The sequence below is a fragment of the Nocardia sp. CDC159 genome (assembly GCF_023740735.1).
Taxonomy (GTDB): Bacteria; Actinomycetota; Actinomycetes; order Mycobacteriales; family Mycobacteriaceae; genus Nocardia; species Nocardia pulmonis.
The window spans coordinates 352,624-371,665 of record NZ_JAMRXH010000007.1; the positions used below are offsets into that span (position 1 = coordinate 352,624).

Annotated in this window: 14 protein-coding genes and 1 tRNA gene; 8 read left to right on the forward strand and 7 right to left on the reverse strand. The window is 68.0% G+C overall.

Annotation, left to right across the window (positions count from 1 at the left end):
• The first annotated feature begins 99 nt into the window (after positions 1 to 99).
• From NDR87_RS18645 to NDR87_RS18660, 4 genes are all read left to right on the forward strand, one after another.
• The gene (locus tag NDR87_RS18645) at positions 100 to 2,277 is read left to right on the forward strand and encodes an ATP-dependent DNA helicase UvrD2 (protein WP_251914213.1); all 2,178 of its coding nucleotides are present in this window, start codon (positions 100 to 102) and stop codon (positions 2,275 to 2,277) included.
• 106 nt (positions 2,278 to 2,383) lie between these two features.
• The gene (locus NDR87_RS18650; RefSeq protein WP_251913906.1) at positions 2,384 to 2,695 is read left to right on the forward strand and encodes a hypothetical protein; all 312 of its coding nucleotides are present in this window, start codon (positions 2,384 to 2,386) and stop codon (positions 2,693 to 2,695) included.
• A 158-nt stretch (positions 2,696 to 2,853) separates the two neighbouring features.
• Positions 2,854 to 3,138 (forward strand): WhiB family transcriptional regulator, encoded by a 285-nt coding sequence (locus NDR87_RS18655; RefSeq protein WP_372494216.1) that lies wholly within the window; start codon positions 2,854 to 2,856, stop codon positions 3,136 to 3,138.
• Positions 3,139 to 3,339: 201 nt separating this feature from the next.
• The gene (locus tag NDR87_RS18660) at positions 3,340 to 4,698 is read left to right on the forward strand and encodes a hypothetical protein (protein WP_251913905.1); all 1,359 of its coding nucleotides are present in this window, start codon (positions 3,340 to 3,342) and stop codon (positions 4,696 to 4,698) included.
• Positions 4,699 to 4,702: 4 nt separating this feature from the next.
• Here the strand turns inward: NDR87_RS18660 and NDR87_RS18665 are convergent, their stop codons facing one another.
• On the reverse strand, positions 4,703 to 5,311 hold the full coding sequence (locus NDR87_RS18665; protein WP_251913904.1) for a cupin domain-containing protein: 609 nt from the start codon (positions 5,309 to 5,311) through the stop codon (positions 4,703 to 4,705).
• Positions 5,312 to 5,449: 138 nt separating this feature from the next.
• Between NDR87_RS18665 and NDR87_RS18670 the strand changes: the two genes are divergently transcribed.
• Entirely contained in the window at positions 5,450 to 6,556 is a 1,107-nt protein-coding gene (locus NDR87_RS18670) for an arylsulfotransferase family protein (protein WP_251913903.1), read from the forward strand.
• A 2-nt stretch (positions 6,557 to 6,558) separates the two neighbouring features.
• Here the strand turns inward: NDR87_RS18670 and NDR87_RS18675 are convergent, their stop codons facing one another.
• The 3 genes from NDR87_RS18675 to NDR87_RS18685 all read right to left on the reverse strand — a co-directional run bounded on the left by NDR87_RS18675 (position 6,559) and on the right by NDR87_RS18685 (position 11,238).
• On the reverse strand, positions 6,559 to 7,902 hold the full coding sequence (locus NDR87_RS18675; protein ID WP_251913902.1) for an AarF/ABC1/UbiB kinase family protein: 1,344 nt from the start codon (positions 7,900 to 7,902) through the stop codon (positions 6,559 to 6,561).
• A 401-nt stretch (positions 7,903 to 8,303) separates the two neighbouring features.
• Complete coding sequence (locus tag NDR87_RS18680; protein ID WP_251913901.1) at positions 8,304 to 9,239, reverse strand: TOMM precursor leader peptide-binding protein; 936 nt, start codon at positions 9,237 to 9,239, stop codon at positions 8,304 to 8,306.
• 601 nt (positions 9,240 to 9,840) lie between these two features.
• Positions 9,841 to 11,238: a zinc-dependent metalloprotease gene (locus NDR87_RS18685; protein ID WP_251913900.1), complete on the reverse strand. Its 1,398-nt coding sequence runs from the start codon at positions 11,236 to 11,238 to the stop codon at positions 9,841 to 9,843.
• Between the two features lie 50 nt (positions 11,239 to 11,288).
• On the opposite strand from NDR87_RS18685, the gene NDR87_RS18690 reads away from it, so the two are divergent.
• Entirely contained in the window at positions 11,289 to 12,314 is a 1,026-nt protein-coding gene (locus NDR87_RS18690) for a PDZ domain-containing protein (protein WP_251913899.1), read from the forward strand.
• A gap of 79 nt (positions 12,315 to 12,393) precedes the next feature.
• Here the strand turns inward: NDR87_RS18690 and NDR87_RS18695 are convergent, their stop codons facing one another.
• Complete coding sequence (locus NDR87_RS18695; protein ID WP_251913898.1) at positions 12,394 to 12,987, reverse strand: PPA1309 family protein; 594 nt, start codon at positions 12,985 to 12,987, stop codon at positions 12,394 to 12,396.
• 123 nt (positions 12,988 to 13,110) lie between these two features.
• On the opposite strand from NDR87_RS18695, the gene NDR87_RS18700 reads away from it, so the two are divergent.
• Entirely contained in the window at positions 13,111 to 16,119 is a 3,009-nt protein-coding gene (locus NDR87_RS18700) for a UPF0182 family protein (protein WP_251913897.1), read from the forward strand.
• 99 nt (positions 16,120 to 16,218) lie between these two features.
• Here NDR87_RS18700 and NDR87_RS18705 read toward each other — a convergent pair whose 3' ends face one another.
• Positions 16,219 to 16,761 carry a transglycosylase family protein gene (locus NDR87_RS18705; protein ID WP_251913896.1) on the reverse strand — a complete coding sequence of 181 codons (543 nt, stop codon included), beginning with the start codon at positions 16,759 to 16,761 and terminating at the stop codon, positions 16,219 to 16,221.
• 651 nt (positions 16,762 to 17,412) lie between these two features.
• Between NDR87_RS18705 and NDR87_RS18710 the strand changes: the two genes are divergently transcribed.
• Positions 17,413 to 17,486, forward strand: a tRNA-Met gene (locus NDR87_RS18710).
• A gap of 358 nt (positions 17,487 to 17,844) precedes the next feature.
• Here NDR87_RS18710 and NDR87_RS18715 read toward each other — a convergent pair.
• Entirely contained in the window at positions 17,845 to 18,639 is a 795-nt protein-coding gene (locus NDR87_RS18715) for a hypothetical protein (RefSeq protein WP_251913895.1), read from the reverse strand.
• Between the last annotated feature and the right edge of the window lie 403 nt (positions 18,640 to 19,042).

Sequence of the window (19,042 nt, forward strand, 5' to 3'; positions counted from 1 at the left end):
GTGCAACAGCGACGCGGGGGAATCTGTTCCTGTGTGTCGGTGGTCACTTACCGGGCATCGGTGGGCGCTGCCGTCGGGTTGTCGGACCCCGCTGTCATGATGGACCCCGTGCCCGCCCCGACCGCCTCGCCCCAGCCTCGGCTCGACGGACTCGATCCCGAGCAGGCCGCCGCCGTGCGCGCGCCGCGCGGGCCGGTGTGTGTACTGGCCGGAGCGGGGACGGGGAAGACGCGCACGATCACCCATCGCATCGCGCATCTGGTCTCCGGCGGGCATGTGCGCGCCGATCAGGTGCTGGCGGTCACCTTCACCGCGCGGGCGGCGGGTGAGTTGCGCACTCGGCTGCGGGCGCTGGGGCTGGGCGGGGAGGCGAATACGGTGCAGGCGCGCACCTTTCACGCCGCCGCGCTGCGGCAGCTGCGGTACTTCTGGCCGCAGGTCGTCGGCGAGGTGCCGTGGCGGCTGATCGACAGCAAGTTCCCGATCGTGGCGCAGGCCGCGCAGCGGGTGGGCCTGGCCACCGTCACCGAGAGCGTGCGCGATCTGGCGAGTGAGATCGAATGGGCCAAGGCGTCGCTGATCGCCCCGGAGGACTATGTCGCCGCGGTGGCCCGCCAGCGTCGCGAGACGCCCTACGACGCCCGCAAGGTCGCCGCTGTCTACTCCGGATACGAGGAGCTCAAGCAGACCCCCGAGGGCATGCTGCTGGACTTCGACGATCTGCTGCTGCACACCGCTGCCGTGCTCGAGGACTATCCGGCCGTGGCCGAGGAGTTCCGTGGTCGCTACCGCTGCTTCGTGGTCGACGAGTACCAGGACGTCACCCCGCTGCAGCAGCGGGTGCTCGACGCCTGGCTGGGCGATCGCGACGATCTGACCGTCGTCGGCGACGCCAACCAGACCATCTACTCCTTCACCGGTGCGAGTCCGGGCTATCTGCTGGACTTCTCGCGGCGCTTCCCGGACGCCGTGGTGGTCCGGCTCGAGCGCGACTATCGATCCACCCCGCAGGTGGTGTCGCTGGCCAATCAGGTGATCGGCGCGGCCCGGGGCCGGATCGCGGGCACCCGGCTGCAGCTGATCGGCCAGCGCCCCGACGGCCCGGAGCCCACCTTCGTCGAATACGACGACGAGCCCGCCGAGGCCGCGGCCGTCGCCCGGGCCATCGCGAAACTCATCGGCAAGGGCGTCCCGGCCGCGGAGATCGCGGTGCTCTATCGCATCAACGCCCAGTCCGAGGCGTACGAGCAGGCGCTCACCGAGGCCGAGATCCCCTATCAGGTGCGCGGCGGCGAAGGCTTCTTCCAACGGGCCGAGGTCCGCCAGGCCGTGCAGGCGCTGCGGCAGACCGCCGCCCGCGACGATCTGCCCGACGCCCGCGGCCCGGAATTGGTGACGCTGGTCCGCGCGGCCCTGGCCCGGCTGGGCCTGACCGCCGCCGAACCCAGCGGCGCGCAGGCCCGCGAGCGCTGGGCCTCGCTGGTGGCGCTGGTGCGGCTGGCCGAGGAGCTGACCGCGCACGACGACGAGCTGGACCTGCCCGGCCTGCTGCGTGAACTCGCCGCCCGCGCGGCGGCCCGGCATCCACCGACCGTGCAGGGCGTCACCCTGGCCTCGCTGCACGCGGCCAAGGGGCTGGAATGGGACGCGGTATTCCTGGTCGGGCTCGCCGACGGCACGCTGCCGATCGCGCACGTCCTCGGTGAGGGCGGCGCGGTCGCCGACGAGGCGGCGCTGGAGGAGGAGCGGCGGCTGCTGTATGTCGGTGTGACCCGCGCGCGCGAGCATCTGCAGCTGTCGTGGGCGCTGGCGCGCGCCGAGGGCGGCCGGAAGACGCGGCGGCGCAGCCGCTTTCTCAACGGACTGATACCGGAGGACTCCCCGGCCTCGCGCATCGCGCACGCCGCCGGTGACCGGCGTGGGGGCCCCAGGCGGTCGCATCCGAGCTGTCGTATCTGCGGCCGTCCACTGCTCGGCACCACCGCGACCATGCTCGGGCGCTGCTCGCGCTGTCCGGCCGAGCTGGATCCGGTCCTGCTCGACGCGCTGCGCGAATGGCGTAGGGAGAAGGCCGACGAGCTGTCGGTGCCGCACTTCGTGGTCTTCAGCGACACCACGCTGACCGCCATAGCCGAACAGCTGCCCACCGACGACCGCGCGCTGGTCGCGATTCCGGGCATCGGGGCGAAGAAGCTCGGGCAGTTCGGTGCGGACGTGATAGCTATAGTCCGCTCCCGCATCGGTGCGCAAGACCATAAAACTGCAGGTGAAAAATAGGTTGTGCGGTTGAGATCGACACCCGTAGGGTGGGGATCACGCACCGGGAGGTCGTTCCGGCGCGCACAGTGACCAAACGGATATGAGTAAGGAGGGAGGCAGACCAATGAACGGGATCATCAACATCGCTTCGATCGGCGTCGCGGCGTCGGCGATTTCGCATGTGCCTGCCTCCCGGGGGGTCCTCGCTTTGCAGGGGACCGGTCTGTCCGCCGTAAGCATCTTCGGAACCGAGCACACCGGGCCGAAGCATGCCCACCTGACGGACAAGCCCATGCGGAGCTGGCAGCCGATCTATGCCCAGGCATTTTTCGGCGCCAATGCGGCAGTCGTCCGTCCGACGGCTGACCTGCAGGCAGCCCGCCTCCGCGACGAAAACCCAGCGACCGTGATCAGGAGTCGACACCGACTCAGGTAGGGGATCACCCTCCCCAGCCTCCTGGCCACGGATCGCAAGAAGCGAAACCGTGGCCATAGTTTTATCGGCTCTCAGCCACCGGCACCGGTTTCGCGGACACAACCCAACCGCTGCACGAGCTGAAGGAGCAAGACGTGTCTACCGCGACCGTTACTCGCGTGACATGCCGTTCGACCGTGGCCTCGACCTCCCGCACCCGGGGCGTCGCGCTCACCCTGCCCTGCCGGGTCGGCGACCCGGACCTGTGGTTCGCCGAGAGCCCCGCCCAGCTGGAGGAGGCCAAGGCACTGTGCGCCTCCTGCCCGATCCGCAAGCGCTGCCTGGCCGCCGCGCTGGATCGCGGTGAGCCCTGGGGCGTCTGGGGTGGCGAGATCTTCGACCAGGGTGTCGTCATCGCCCGCAAGCGGCCCCGCGGCCGCCCGCGCAAGGTGGCAGTGGCGTAATGGTCACCGCACACGATCGGGAACGCGAACGAGCCCCGCATCTCAGTGGAGATGCGGGGCTCGTCCTCTTTCTGGGCTCGCTCACCCGTAGTGTTCGCAACTCGGCCCTGACCCGGCCGACGTTGGGTATCTTCACCATCTGGAAGTAATTCGAACAGTGAAGTGCTGCAAGGCATTTGCCGAGCTCCGGAAGGAATGTAGGTGCTGAGCAAAATCCCCGCGAGGGTGTCGGCCGTGGTGGTGCCGCTGATCGCGATGGCCGTGTTGGCCGGTCCGGTGGTGGCCGTGCCGACCGGGAGCGCCGGTGGCGGTGATGACGGCGCTGGCCTGGAATGGATGCCCACCGCCGAGTGTGTGCAGCGGTCGGTCCCGCTCGGCCCGGAGGAGTCGCGGTTGCGGCGGCCGGAAGCGGCCGAGTTGATCGAGGGTGGTGGCTTCGATCGGCTCGTGCGGTCGTTCGTCGCGGAGCTTTGTGCGGCGCAGGACTATCCGTCGGCGCTCGAGGGGGCCACCGCCGCGGCCGGGAGGCTGTGGCGGCACGCGGTGGATCGGGCGCAGGGGCGCACGCCGAGCGGTGCGCTGTCCGCGAGCGACGACCGGCCGCTGTACTGGGCCCGGCTGGCCGAGGTGGCATCGATACAGCAGTGGACTCCATCGTTCGCACTGTCGCCGAGCCAGCGCGCCGACCTCGTCGCGACCATCGACCGCGTCGGCCGCGGCCAGGATGCGATCGCGTACTCGACGCACCGCCCGGCCGCCCGGCGCGTCCTGGTCACCGGATTCGACCCGTTCAAGCTGGACACGGACCTCCGAAACGGAAATCCGTCGGGTGCGGCGGCGCTGGCACTCGACGGCAGGGTCATCGAAACCGAGTACGGCCGTCTCGAATTCGCCGCGGCGATATTCCCGGTCCGCTGGCGTGACTTCGGTGCCGGAATGGTCGAACGCGCGCTGCGGCCGTGGCTGGCGGACGGCCCGGACCGGGTGGACCTGTTCGCCACCGTGAGCGTGGGCGGCCCGGGCAAGTTCGACCTGGAGCAGACCAACGGAGCATGGCGGGGCGGCAAGGTCGACAACGAATCGGCCTGCTACCTGGGGCAGATTCCGAATACCGCGGCCGCCGCGGGCACCGAGCCGCAGTGGACCCGATCGACGCTGCCGCTGCCGGAAATGGCGGCGGCCGTCCCCGGACCATTCCCGGTCAACGTGCGCACCACGACGGATATCGCCCCGCCGTTCTTCCCGCCGCTACCGGTCATCACCCACTGCGGCCTCCCCAACCTCCCGGCCGTACCCACCCCGGACGGCCCGCCGCCGGACGCCATCGCCCGCGCGGGTGGCGGCGGAACCTACCTCTCCAACGAAATCGCCTACCGCGCAACGCTGCTGCGCGATGTGTCGGGCAGCGCAATACCCGGCGGCCACATCCACGTCCCGATCCTCGAGGGCCTACCCGAGTTCGGATTGACCGGCCCGGAGTTCGACGGCAACCGCGACGCGATCATCGCTCAGCTCACCGACCTGCTGGTAGCGGCCGCGGGATCGAGCAGGGCCGGGTAGCCGGTCAGCGGCGGCGGTGTGGGGGGTGGCGGACGACTAGTCCGTCGGCGACGGCCAGGAGCAGGGTGATCGTGTCGTCGGTGTGGGCCCACCAGCGGTGGCGGACGCCGGCGGTGCAGTAGTAGGCGTCGCCGGTGGACAGGTCGATGCGGTCGCCGTCGGCGACCAGGGTAATCGAGCCGCGGACGATGTAGATCAATTCGTCGTTCTCGTGGGCGAATTCGCGTTCGCCGCGGCCCGTGCCGCCGGTGAACTCCAGGGCGCGCAGGTCGCGGCGGCCGTGGACCAGGGCGCGGACCGACCCGTCCTCGCTCGGGTCGGTCTGTGCGAGCACGGGTGCGGCGCCCGCGCGGACCACCGGTTCGTCGGGGGTGGGGTCGGCCGCGGCCAGCAGTTCGGTCGCGGTGGTGCCGAGGGCGTCGGCGATGCGCTGCAGCGAGCGCAGGCTGGTGTTGGTGCGGCCGTTCTCGAACTGGCTCAGGAACGAGGGGGACAGATCGGTGCGCTCGGCCAGCTGGGCCAGCGTGAGCCGGGCCGCCAGGCGGCGATTGTGCACGACATCGGCAAGACTCAAGCGGCGGGCCTCCTCGGCCGCCCTGCTGTCAGCGCGCACTGCTCTACCTCTCGACGTCTCGCCTCATTGTCGGTACTGGACCGATCCTGCCCAGTTTTTACCTCACGATGATCGCAAGTCTTCAGCAACATTGTTGACTACTGAATATTCAGCTTATATGAATTTTCAGGAGTGAATGTGGAACAGAACACGCTGAAGCGGCGCGGCACGGGGCTGATCGGCATGGATCCGGAGCTGTCGTGGCCCGGTTACACCCTGTACGCGCCGCTGGCCGGGCCGGGCATCGTCGACCTGGTGGACCCGCGGGGCGAACTGGCGCACCGGTGGACCCTGCCCTACCGGCCGGGGCGGCACGCCCGATTGTTGACCGACGGCCGCCTCGCCTACAACGGCGCGACGCTGGCGGTCGCCCCGTTCGCCATGTGGCGCAAGTACGGCGGCGGCTCGATGGCCACCTATGACCCGAACGGCTTGCTGATCAACGAGTTTCGCGACGATTATCAGCATCACGACGCGCACCACCACGACGATGGACGTATTCTCTACACTGCGGTGGAGCCGCTGACCGGTGCGGCGGCGCGGCGCGTCGAGGGCGGCGTGGCGGGCACCGAGGCCGACGGCGTCGTCTGGGCGGATGTGATCCGGGAGGCGGCCGCCGACGGGACACCGCTGTGGGAGTGGCGCGCGTTCGAACACCTCGATCCCGCGGAATTCGGCCTGCAGCCGCACTATTGGCGCGAACACTGGCCGCTGATCAACAGCGTGCATCCGCTCGACGACCACACCGTCGTGGCCAGTCTGCGCAGCGTCTCGGCCGTGCTCACCATCGATCGCCGCACCGGTCGCTACACCACGCTCGCCGATCGGTCCGTCCTGGCCCAGCAGCACCACGCCACCCCGCTCGGCAACGGCCGAATCCTGATTTTCGACAACGGCACCTTCCGCACCGGCGAATCGGTGACCTACAGCCGCGTCATCGAAATCGACCCGCGCACAGGAGAACTCGCCTGGATCTACCAGGACTCTCCCCGCGAGGCGTTCTTCACCCCCTTCATGGGCGGCGCGCAGCGCCTACCCAACGGCAACACCCTCGTCACCGAGGCGGCATTCGGCCGCATCTTCGAGGTCACCGCCGGGGGTCGAATCTGCTGGGAATACGTGGTCCCCACCTTCTCCGCCTATCCGGACCCGGCCACCGCCGCGGCCTTCCCGGGCGTATCCAACGGGGTCTTCCGTGCCTATCGCTATGCGGCACAGGAGATTCCGTGGTTGAGGAAGTTGTGAGTTCAACTGGCGGTGCGGTATTCGGCGTATCCTGGCACCCAGTCGTGCATCAGCCGCATGAACGGGACCACGGCATCGAGCTGGGCGCAGATGCCGATGGAACCCATCAGCACCCGGAACACCATGGCGTGCTCGGGCGGTAACTGCAGCGACCACGAGGTCTTCATCTCCGGGCTGCCGATATCGGTCGCCCTACCCGCCACGCGCTGCATCCAGCGGCGAGTGAAGTGGAAGGTCTCGGTGCGAATGGGGTCGGAGAACGGGCGCAGGAAATCCGCGATCTCCTCATGGCTGACCGTCTTACCGGGGACCACGAAGCCGCTGCCGTACATCAGCTCGGTCAGCTCCTCGTAGCGATCCTCGACCGCCAGCGCCACCATCCGGCCGAGGATCGGCGGGAAACCGTCCGGCAGCGGGGCGCACGCGCCGTAGTCGATGACCGCGAGCCGCCCGTCGGGCAGCATCATGAAGTTGCCCGGATGCGGATCGCCGTGCAGCAGTCCGGCGGTCGCGGGCGAGGAGAAGTGGAATTCGGCCATCCGCTCGGCCACCAGATTGCGCAGCTCGCTGGTGCCCTCGGGATTGGCATTGCCCCGGGCGATGATCGCCGAGACCGAGGTGGCGTCGAGCCATTCGGTGACGATCACCTTCGGCGCGCTGGCCACCACCCTCGGCACCACGAAGCGTGGATGGCCGTCGTAACCCTTGGCGAAGGCGCGCTGATTGCCTGCCTCGATGCGATAGTCGAGCTCCTCCTCCATGCGGTGGCTGAGCTCGGCCAGCACCGGCTTCACATCCGCGGTCTGCAGCAGGCCCGCGACCAGGCTCGACACCCGGTTGAGGGTCTTCAGATCCGCTCGCAGGGCCTCGTCCGCGCCCGGATACTGCACCTTGACCGCGACCGCGCGCCCATCAGACCAGACCGCCCGGTGCACCTGGCCGATACTGGCCGAGGCGGCGGGCGCGTCGTCGAATTCGCGGAACCGCTTCCGCCAGCCGGTGCCCAGTTGCTGATCGAGTACCCGGTGCACGGTCGCGGTCGGCATCGGCGGCGCGGCGGCCTGCAGTTTGGTCAGCGCCTCGCGGTAGTGCTCGCCGAACTGTTCGGGCACCGCGGCCTCCATGACCGACAGCGCCTGTCCGAATTTCATTGCGCCGCCCTTGAGTTCGCCGAGCACGGTGAACAGCTGCTCGGCCGCCTTCTGGTTCAGCTGCGCGTTGATCTCATTCTTGTCGCCACCGACGAGCTTGCGCCCGAATCCCACCGCCGCCCGGCCCGCGATCCCCAGCGGGATCTTGGCCAACTTGGCGTTACGGGACGAGGTACGGCGCACAATCTCGGACACCTACCCATCATGGCGGACGTACCGCGCGGTGTGCCATGAGAATCGGGTGAACCAGACGGTCTTCAGCAGGCGTGTTATCGGTCACATCCCGCGACGGGCAGGGCATATCGGACCGAGCCCCGAGCGATCGGGTCTGTGCCGCCGTGCGTGCGCCGCCGAGACTGGTCGGCAACCGCCCGCGCTTCCGGAGGGAATATGGCGATCAGACATTTCGCAGCTACGGCCGTGGTCACGGGTGCGTTGCTCGCACCGGGCCTACTCATCGGACCCGCGCACGCCGCGCCGGTGGAGCCGACAGTCGCGGCGCGGGGCGCCATCGAATCGATCGACGAGATGCCGCCGGTGGTGACCGGTTCGGCCCTCGTCGACGGTGTGCTCGGCAGCTGGGGGCATGTGGTGCCCTATCTGTTGTCGGGTCGGTGGGGTTGCGCATTGGTGTCATTGGTGGGGTCCTCGTATTCCTGCGGGGGTTGAGCCTCGGCGTCGACGGGCCGCAGCGTCCGGCAGGGGCAGGCCGGATGCGGTGTCCAGTGTCGGCGATCGATGTGGTGGGAATCCGGCTCCAATTCCAATGTGGTGTCGAGCGTCCGGGGCGGACGCGCGGTGTCGCCCGCGAGGATGAGCTCGAGCTCGCGCAGGACCAGTGCGGTCGTGGCGGTGACGGTCGCGGGGGAGGCGTGGCCGACGCGCCCGAGGAGTTGTCCGGCCAGGTGCGGCCAGTCCGCGTCGTGATCGCGGCGGATCAGATCGGCGCAGCGCAGGCAGCTGGTGCCGCCGGGGAGTACCAGGGGGCCGACGATGCCGCGCCCGTCGCGAATGCGCACCTGGAGATGGGGGATTCGCTGCAGCACAAGATCGTTCACCAAGAAAGGTTCGGGGACCAGTGCGTCGGCCAGGATCACCAGATCCGCCGATGCGGTCACGGACGAGGTGGCTGGGCCGTGGTCGCGCGAGCGGGTGGGCCGCAGGCCCAGTGTGCGCGCGCCCAGCGCGATCGCGTCCGACAGCGGTCCGCGCCCGTGTACGTGCACCGCGCGCACCCGGGTGGCCCGCAGCCAGGGGCGTACCAGCAGCCCCGCGCGCTCCAGCGCGGCAAGTATCGCCACGGCATCGGTCGCGGCGATGCCGACTCGGCCCGCCTGCCAGACGATCTGGGGATGGCTGCGCGCGCCGTCGAGCAGGCGCAGGAAACCCAGCACAGCGTCGGGCCCCGAGCCCGGTGGCCGCAGCACCACCGCGTGTTCGGGATCCCAGCCCAGCTGTACCTCTCCCGACGGTCGGCGCAGCACCGCCAGCCGGGGATGCAACATCGGCCCGCGTGGGCAATACGTGGTCATGTCGGCAAGTATCGCGCCCGCGACGCTCGCACCGGCCGCTGAATGGCCTGGTTATCCACAGGAAATGCGCTCATCCACAGGGCATCTCATGAGGACACGGTGCTGTCCGCTCCCCGCTCGAGACCGCCCTCCCGATCGCCTCGGACCTGTCCTCCCGTCCGGATCGGCGAGAATTCCCAAGCTTCTCCACAGCGTGGGGGAATCGAAACCCCAAGAGGGAAACAAACTTTCACCCTTGTTCAGGCGCCGATCGAACTTACCACTCGGTGCGCGAATCGGTCGATCGAACCACTGGTGCTCCGCACCGAATGCCGCCCTCGTCCCGCGACCTCGCGCCCGCGCGGGGCGGAGGTCGCCGGTGAACGAGATCTGCGGGCGAATCGGCCTGCCGTCCACGGGATTCGGCTCGAGGCGCTGCTGGCGGGCCAGCAATACCAGGTCGCGCGGGCTCCCGGTCGTGCGTGCGGATTGGTCACGAACCCAACGTCGCGGGACCCCAGCAGCAGATTCGCCAGCCGACCGCCGACGACTGTGCAACCGCGTCAAGGGATGAATGGCCGCTCAGCCGTGGCGAGACCCGCGCTCGAGCGGGCGAACGAGATCAGGACTTCGCGTCGCCCTCGGCATCCGGCTTGTCGGCCTTGCTCTCGCGCTCCTCGCGTTCGCGGGCCTCGGTCTCGGCCAGCTGGGCCAGCGGGTCGTCGAAAACGTCGGTGCCGCCGCCGATCACGCCGTCGATGAAACCGGCCGGATTGTCGAGATCCTCGGAGCTGGGCAGCAGATCCGGATGCGCCCATACCGCGTCGCGGGCCTCGAGCCCGGCGTCGGTGGTGAGGCGGCGCCACAGCGTGGCGGCCTCGCGCAGCTTGCGGGGGCGTAGTTCGAGTCCGACCAGGGTGGCGAAGGTCTGCTCGGCCGGGCCGCCGGTCGCGCGGCGGCGGCGCAGCGTTTCGGCCAGGGCGTTCGCTCCGGGCAGGCGGTCGCCGACGGCGTCGGTGACCACGACCTCGACCCAGCCCTCGATCAGGGCCAGCAGGGTCTCCAGCCGTTCCAGCGCGGCCTTCTGCTCGGGGGTGGTCTGCGGCTCGAAGGTGCCCTGCGACAGCAGCTCCTCGAGTTTGGACGGATCGGTCAGCGACATCGGATCGATGCTCTGGGCGGCCTGCTCGATCGCCGAGAAGTCCATCCGGATGCCACGGGCGTAGTCCTCGACCGCGCCCAGCACCTGCTGCCGCAGCCAGGGCACATGGGCGAACAGCCGCTGATGCGCGGCCTCGCGGGCGGCCAGGTACACCAGAATCTCGCTCTCCGGCCGCTCCAGCCCCTTGCTGAATTCGGTGATCGCCGCGGGCAGCAGCGCCGCGGTGCCCGCGGGGCCCAGCGGCACACCGATATCGGTGGAGGTCAGCACCTCCTGGGCGAGCTGGCCCAGGGCCTGGCCCAGCTGCGAACCGAATGCCATGCCGCCCATCTGGCCGAGCATGCCGATCATGGGGGCCGCGAACTCCTTGGCCTCCTCCGGCAGCGTGGCCGTCCACATGCCCGAGACCTGCTCGGCGACCGGATCACACAGCCGCTTCCAGGTCGGCAGCGTCTCCTCGATCCAATCGTTGGCGGTCCAGGCCACCGTCTTCGCCGCGCCCGCGGGCAGGGTGGTCGCCGCGTCCAGCCACAGCTCGGCCAGATGCGCCGCATCGGTGACCGCGGACTGGGTGCCGGACGAGAGGGGCGTCACGGTCGCGCCCAGCTGCTGGCGGGCCAGCCGCTTGGCGAGGTCGTAGTTGACCGGACCCGACTGCGCGCCGGGCTGCCCCATGCTGGAGAACATCTGCCCCAGCGAGGTCAACATCTGACCGAGCTGGGACGGGTCGAAACCCGCGCCGGACCCGCCGATCGAGAACCCGAACGGGTTGTTCGACCCGGCGCCCGACGGATCTTCCCGCTTCTTGCGGTCGTCATCGTCGTCGCGGTTCGAGAATCCGAAGGGCACATCGCTCATACCCCAAACCTTACGCGGGTGCCAAGGGGTCAACCGCTACTGTTGGCCGGGTGAACCGCCGGATCATGACCCTGTTGGCAGCCCTCGTCCCGGTGCTCGTGCTGGGTGTCGTGGGGAGTGCCGTGACCGTGCCGTTCGTCGCCCTCGGGCCTGGTCCGACGTTCAATACGCTGGGCGAGGTCGAGGGCAAGCAGGTGGTCGACGTCCAGGGCGCACCGGTGGATCCCACCTCGGGCAATCTCAATATGACCACGGTGTCCGTTCGCGACGGGCTGAATATCTTCGAGGCCTTCGGGCTGTGGGCCGACGGCCGCTACGGGTTGCGCCCGCGGGCGGAGGTGTACCCGCCCGGGGTGCCGCGCGAGCAGGTCGACAAGTCCAATCAGCAGGACTTCAAGGATTCCGAGGACAACGCCGAACTGGCGGCGCTGCACTACCTGAAGTATCCGACGACGGTGCGGCTGCGCACGGTCACCCCGGACGGGCCGGCCAAGGACGTGCTGCGCGAGGGCGACGAGTTGGTCTCGGTGGGCGGCAAGCCGGTCGCGACCGCCCGGGACGTGGTTGAGGCGGTGCAGGCCGACCAGCCCGGCGCCGTGGTGCCGATCGTGCTGCGCCGTGGCGGGGCCGAGCAGACCGTGGAGGTGAAACTCGGTGCGCGCCCGAACGATCCGGCCAAGGGCTATCTCGGGGTGACACCGGAGGAGGCTCCGCGGGGACCGCTCGAGGTGACCTTCAATCTGGCCGATATCGGCGGTCCGTCGGCGGGCCTGATGTTCAGCCTGGCCCTGATCGACAAGCTCTCCAGCGGGAACCTCAACGGCGGCAAGTTCATCGCGGGCACCGGCACCATCGATCCGGAGGGCAAGGTCGGCCCGATCGGCGGCATCCAGTACAAGATGATGGCCGCCCGCGATGCCGGTGCGGAAACCTTCCTGGTCCCCGCCGGCAACTGCAACGAGGCCAAAGAGCGCACCCCCGCGGGCCTGCGCCTGATCAAGGTCGACACGCTCACCGGCGCGGTCCAGTCCCTGGAGGCCCTCACCTCCGGCGGCGACACCCCCACCTGCGGCTGATCGCCGCACCCCTACCAGCGCTTCGCACCCGCTGCGGCCGTCCGCGGCCGGTGCGAAGCGCCAGAAACGGTGCGGCCATTCAGTCCGGCTCGTTCTCGAGGGTGTGGCGGAGGGCCTCTACGAGGTTGGGGGCGAGGTTGGGGTAGGTGCGCAGGTCGATGTCGCCGAAGGGGTCCTCCTCGTCCTCTTCGGGGCGGATCTGTAACAGGCACAGCGAGACCCCGTCGCGCAGCACCCCCGCGTACAGCCGCGCGTCGCGGCGGCCAGGGTGGGTGACGGCGGCGTCGCGGGCCGCGCGGTCGGCCGCGTCGCGGTCGGCCAGTAGGGGCGCGATGGCGTCGTCGAGGGTCTGCTCGGCATCGGGCGGCAGCACCACGATCTGCTGCACCAGCACGCAGCCGCGCACGGCCGGGGGCCAGCTGGTGGTGGCGAGGAATTCGTCGAGCGCGGGCGAACCGCCGTGAATGTCCTCCGGAAACGGTTCCTGCGCAATCGGAGTCAGCTCGGCCCCATCGTCCAGCTCGTCCTGCAGCGTCGGCTCGGCGGCGACCAGATCCACGGTCGGCACCAGCGCGAACATCTGCGGCGGCCGGTCCCATCCCTCCGCGTCGGCGAACTCCGCCACGTCGCGAATGCAGCGGTAGAGGGCGGAGGCGGGGTTGTCCAGAGTCACGCGCGCAGAGTCTAGGAGATGACGCGAGAGCGGGAGTGCGGTCCCCGCCGTTGGCGATTTCCGTAAAGTGGGGCGCGAACGGTCCGGTAGGGACCATCGGAACCGAACTGGGAGTGTGGCATCGTGGGCATGCGCCCCCCGACAGGCTTACCATCGCTGTCCCGACGCAGCCGGGTGCTGCTGGTGACGGCCCTTGTCATAGCGGCACTACTGCTGATCGGTCCACGGCTGACCGACGCATATACGAATTGGCTGTGGTTCGGCGAGGTCGGTTTCCGACGCGTCTACACCACGGTGCTGTTCACCCGGATCCTGCTGTTCCTGGTGGTGGCGGTCGCGGTCGGCCTGCTGATCTGGCTGTCGCTGCTGGTGGCCTACCGATCGCGGCCGGTATTCGTGCCCGTCTCCGGGCCCAACGATCCGATCGCGCGCTACCGCACCACGGTCATGGGCCGGTTGCGGCTGTTCGGCCTCGGCATCCCGGCGCTGGTCGGCCTGCTGTCCGGGCTGGTGGCGCAGTCGAGCTGGGTGACGGTGCAGCTGTTCCTGCACGGTGGCTCGTTCGGCATCAAGGATCCGCAGTTCCATATCGACGTGGGCTTCTACGCGTTCGATCTGCCGTTCTACAAGATGCTGTTGAACTGGCTGTTCGTCGCGGTGGTCATCGCCTTCTTCGCGAATCTGGTGACGCACTACGTCTTCGGCGGGCTGCGGTTGTCCGGTCGCGAGGGCAACCTCACCCGTCCGGCGCGCATCCAGCTTGCGGTGATCGCCGGAATCTTCGTGCTGCTCAAGGCGGTCGCGTACTGGTTCGACCGGTATTCGCTGCTGTCGAGCACGCGGCAGGAGCCCACCTTCACCGGCGGTTCCTACACCGATATCAACGCGGTGCTGCCCGCCAAGCTGATCCTGATGTCGATCGCGATCATCTGCGCGATCGCCTTCTTCGCCGGGATCGTGCTGCGCGATCTGCGGGTTCCGGCGATGGCGGCGGCGCTGCTGGTGCTGTCGTCGATCCTGGTGGGCGCGGTGTGGCCGCTGATCGTGGAGCAGTTCGAGGTGCGCCCGAACGCGGCCACCAAGGAGGCCACCTACATCGAGCGCAATATCGATGCCACCCGTAAGGCATACGGGCTCACCGACGTTCAGTACATCGACTACAAGAACACCGACAACCGCAGCCCGTCGGCCGATATCTCCCAGGCCGACCAGCAGACCATCAAGAACATCCGGCTGCTGGACCCGAACCTGCTGACCCAGACCTTCATCCAGCGCCAGCAGCTGCAGAACTTCTACGGCTTCCCCGATCCGCTGGACATCGACCGCTACACCATCAACGGCGATGTGCAGGACTACATCGTGGCTGCGCGAGAGCTGGTGCCGCAGAACCTGTCCGGCAACCAGACCAACTGGATCAACAAGCACACCGTCTACACCCACGGCAACGGCTTCGTGGCCTCACCGGCCAACCGCGTCAACGTCGCCCCGCCCAAGGAGACCCAGCAGGCGGCCTCGGCGGCCGCGGGCAGCAGCTCCAGCGGTGGTTATGGCTATCCGGTGTTCAACATCGGCGACCAGTCGACGGTGAGCGATCTGCTCACGCCGAAGGACAGGCAGGCGATCAAGGTCGATCAGCCGCGCATCTACTTCGGCGAGATGATCGCCAAGTCCGATGCCGACTACGCGATCGTCGGCGGCAACAACCAGCCCGCGCGCGAATACGACACGCCCACCGAGCAGTACACCTACACCGGCAAGGGCGGCGTGCCGATCGGCAACTGGTTCAACCGCCTGGCCTTCGCGGCCAAGTACGCCGAGCGCAACATCCTGTTCTCCGGCGCGATCGGTTCCGATTCCAAGCTCATCTTCAACCGCAATCCGCGCGAGCGGGTCACCCAGGTGGCGCCGTGGCTGACGGCCGACGGCAATGCCTATCCGGCGGTCGTCGACGGTCGCATCCAGTGGATCGTCGACGCCTACACCACGCTGGACAACTACCCCTACGCGCAGCGCACCTCGCTGGACGGGGTGGTGGCCGACAGCATCGACCAGAACACCGGTCGCATGCTGCCGCGCAAGGAGGTCAGCTACATCCGCAACTCGGTGAAGGCCACCGTCGACGCCTACGACGGCACGGTGACCCTGTACGAGGTGGACAAGAACGATCCGGTGCTCAAGGCGTGGGAGGGCGTGTTCCCGAACGCGGTGAAGCCGGAGAGCGCGATCTCGCCGGAGCTGCGGTCGCACTTCCGCTATCCGGAGGATCTGTTCAAGGTGCAGCGGGAGATGTTGGCGAAGTACCACGTCAACGATCCGCGTGAGTTCTTCACCAACAACGCCTTCTGGTCGGTGCCCAGCGATCCGACCTCGGACACCCCGACCAATGCCAATCAGCCGCCGTACTACGTGCTGATCGGCGATCCGAAGACGGGTAAGGCGGCGTTCAGGCTGACCAGCGCGATGGTGGGCTACAAGCGGCAGTTCCTGTCCGCCTACATCTCGGTCGGATCCGATCCGGACAACTACGGGAAGTTCACGGTGCTGCAGTTGCCGACGGACTCCCAGACCCCGGGTCCGCAACAGGTGCAGACCTCGATGACCACCGATGCGCGCGTGTCCAACGAGCGCACGACCCTGACCGGTGGCAATACGAACAAGATCAAGTACGGCAATCTGCTCACGCTGCCGATCGGTCAGGGCGGCATCCTCTATGTGGAGCCGTGGTATCTGGAGCGTGCCGCCGGTGCGAATACGGCCTCGTTCCCGCAGCTGGTGCGCGTCCTGGCCAGCTATGGCGACAAGGTCGGCTATCAACCCACACTCGGCGACGCGTTGAACGACGTGTCGGACGGACTCGGCGCGGCGGCGACCCAGCAGCCGGGCCAGGCGGCGACCAATCCGCCGGGGCCGGGCTCCAGCAACCCGCCGCCGCAGACCAATCCGGGTAACACCCCGCCGCCGGTGACGCCGCCGCCGACGGGATCGGCCGGTAGGGATGCCGCGGTTCGCCAGCTCAACGACGCACTGCGGTCCGTGCAGGATGCGCAGAAGTCCGGCGATCTCGGCCAGCTGGGCAGGGCGTTCGAGAACCTGCAGAAGGCGATCGACGACTACAACAAGTCCGGCGGATAGTTCGCGCGGACCGGACGCTGAAAGACGAACGGCGCTGCCATCTTTCGATGGCAGCGCCGTTTCGGTTCCGCGCCTGATGTCGTCCTGCGCGGCCGTGGGTCAGCGGCCCAGCGACTCGATGAGTCCGCTGTTCTGCTGCAGCAGCTGCTGGTACTGATCGCCGAAGCCGTACTGCTTGGCGACCTGCTCGCCCGCGGCCTTGGCCTGATCGATCAGGGCCTGCCGCTCGTTCGGCGCCGGAGCGGCCGGGGCGGGCTCGGGCTCGGGAGCGGCCTGCGGCTCGGCGACGTCCTCGGAGCCCGCGCCCCAGCGCAGGTACTGGCCGCACACCGGCCAGGCGCCCACGCCCTGGGTGGCGAGCACGTTCTCCGCGACGCGGATCTGCTCTTCCTTGCTGGCATGCGCGGGATTGCCGCTGCCACCGTTGGCGGTCCAGGTGCTCTGCGAGAACTGCAGACCACCGTAGTAGCCGTTACCGGTGTTGATGTGCCAGTTACCGCCGCTCTCGCACTGTGCGACGCCGTCCCAGTCGTGGGCGGCCGCGGCGGCGGTGCTGGTCATGGCGAACGGGACGGCAACAAGGGCGCCGGTGACGGCCGCGAGGCCGAGGGCGCGACTGCTGAACTTCCGGTTCTGGTTCATGGTGGTTTCCCTCCCTGCGCCCACCGACACGAGCGGTTACCCGTCGTGACCCTGTCCCCAGGAGGTCGGGGTAGTCCGAACCGCGGGACAGGGTCGCCGGTGTGCAGCGGTTCGGGTCGGACGCCCATCACGGTTTGATCCGGGCCGAGACAGACCATAACGAACCAATCTCAACAGATCACGTCTTGATAACAGCAAGAATTGCATGAAACGAATAACTGCCGAAACGGCGTTCATGCAGGTTGGCTATGCTTAATTTCGAAATTCTGGACGGTCTGTTATCCCACCGTTATGTGTTCCATATCACTCCGATATAGTGGCGTGGATCACGTTTCAGACCTCTTGCGCTGGCGACGCGCGCATGTAGCGGGCGCGCCCGCAACCGCTACGCCCGCGCGACCAGCGCCGATTCCCGTCGTAACCCGCGCGCGGCGTGTCGCGAGCCGCGCACCCACCCCGGGGCACTTCCGCCTGCCCGCCCCGCGTCGCTAAGCCCGCCCTAAAGGTGACCTTAATCACACACGTGGTCGAAACCCTGGATTCACCTCACCTTCATGATCACCCTCAGCTACCTCACTGAACCCTCAAAACGCTGTCTGACTAGCGGATTTGGTATTCCCGCGACCCGCTGTGTAATGTTGTGTTCACCGACGCGGGGTGGAGCAGCTCGGTAGCTCGCTGGGCTCATAACCCAGAGGTCGCAGGTTCAAATCCTGTCCCCGCTACTAGGGAAAGCGGCCCGGAACCATAGGTTCCGGGCCGCTTTCGCATGGGTTCGGCACCATCAGCCGAACTCGGTTTCATGGATGCGGTGCCGTCGCACGGGTTTCTCGGCGTCCCAACATGTAGCTGGCGGCGTCTTCGTCCATGGTCGGGGGTCGACGAGCTATTTCCAAGCGACGGCATCGATGAGCGCACGGTGGATGGCGATGTGGCTGTTGCGGACGGTCTTCTTCTCCACCCCAGCGGGTTTCGGCTTCGGTATCCGGCCAGCCCTGTACCGGCGCACTGCTGAGCGGGCAGCGTGGAATGCCTGGTCACGACTCGGCCAGTTGGCCACGATTTGGAGACCCTGACTTACGCCTACAAGAGATCGATACTCAGGTCGAGATCGGCGTCCAGCAGGGCGTCGACGCCCAGGTCGAGGTCGATCTCGTTGTCCAGGCCGAGTGCCACGATCAGAGCTGTGTTGAGCTTGTCACCCACCGCCAGGTCCACGTCCACGTCCAGCTCGGCGGCGATCAAGGCTCCGTCGGGGAAATCGGCGGACAGGTTGCTGCCGACTGCGTTGTCGACAGCGGTGAAGAAGTCAGCATGTAGCTTCAGACCCTGGTTGGCGAGTTTCAGTGTGGCGCGCGTCGTCCCCTCGTTCATCACGACCTCGGCGCTGTCGGGATCATTCGCCGAACCGATCACGACGTTGGCTTTGGCGCCGACCCTGGCGGTGAGGCCGCCGGACCTGATGTCGTAGCTCATGTTCGACAGCGCCAGCTTCTTGTCGCCTTTGGACAGCTCGATACCGCCGCGGAGGATGACTTTGCCGCCGGTGACCTTCTTTCCGTATTGGATCTTGCTGCCCTTGGCGACCGGCAGCTGGATATCGGCATCCACCTTGCGCGCACCCCCCACAGCTTCGACCTTCATTTCGCGCCGTTGCAGATCGAGCGCGAAATCGGGATCCAGCAGGGTCAGTCCCGCGCCAGTGAGCGGGGTGTCCGAGCTGGCTGAAGCCACGGGCATACCGCCGACCAGGAAGGTGACGACGGCACCCGCCACGGCCAACACAACGGCACCACCGCGAAACCACCGGAACCGGCCCGGACGCGCGGAATCACCAGCAGGCGCACAGCCAACCGACCTATCGATATCTGCTGTCATCGCCAGGACTCCTCCGTCTCATACCACTTATCGGAACAACAACTGCCCAAAACCGATTGGCAGCGGAGGTGGTTCGTACCAGCTAAAAATATGGATTGGTCCGAGTTTCGGTGGCGTCGTGACGATGAGGCCGTGGCTGCCGCCTGTTCGCACTGGAGTCCAGGGCGTCGTCGATCAGCTGATCCTCCTGCCCACCAACGAGATTCCGCTTGCCCCATGATCCGCTGATCGGGCGGTCGATGGAGCGAGATCGACCGCGGGGCAGGACGTCGGAAATGGCACCCCTTTAGGTCAAGACCTTCTCGGGGTGTGGGGGTTAGCCTGTGTGGTGGGTCCGGGTTGTGGCTTGTCCGAAGGATCGGTGTGCGGGTTGGAGCCGGTCACGCTGGAGTCAAGAGTCGTT

Coding starts and splice junctions, on each gene's coding strand:
- NDR87_RS18645 (WP_251914213.1), top strand. CDS start 100: ATGGACCCCGTGCCCGCCCCGACCGCCTCGCCCCAGCCTCGGCTCGAC.
- NDR87_RS18650 (WP_251913906.1), top strand. CDS start 2,384: ATGAACGGGATCATCAACATCGCTTCGATCGGCGTCGCGGCGTCGGCG.
- NDR87_RS18680 (WP_251913901.1), bottom strand. CDS start 9,239: ATGACCACGTATTGCCCACGCGGGCCGATGTTGCATCCCCGGCTGGCG.
- NDR87_RS18685 (WP_251913900.1), bottom strand. CDS start 11,238: ATGAGCGATGTGCCCTTCGGATTCTCGAACCGCGACGACGATGACGAC.
- NDR87_RS18705 (WP_251913896.1), bottom strand. CDS start 16,761: ATGAACCAGAACCGGAAGTTCAGCAGTCGCGCCCTCGGCCTCGCGGCC.
- NDR87_RS18715 (WP_251913895.1), bottom strand. CDS start 18,639: ATGACAGCAGATATCGATAGGTCGGTTGGCTGTGCGCCTGCTGGTGAT.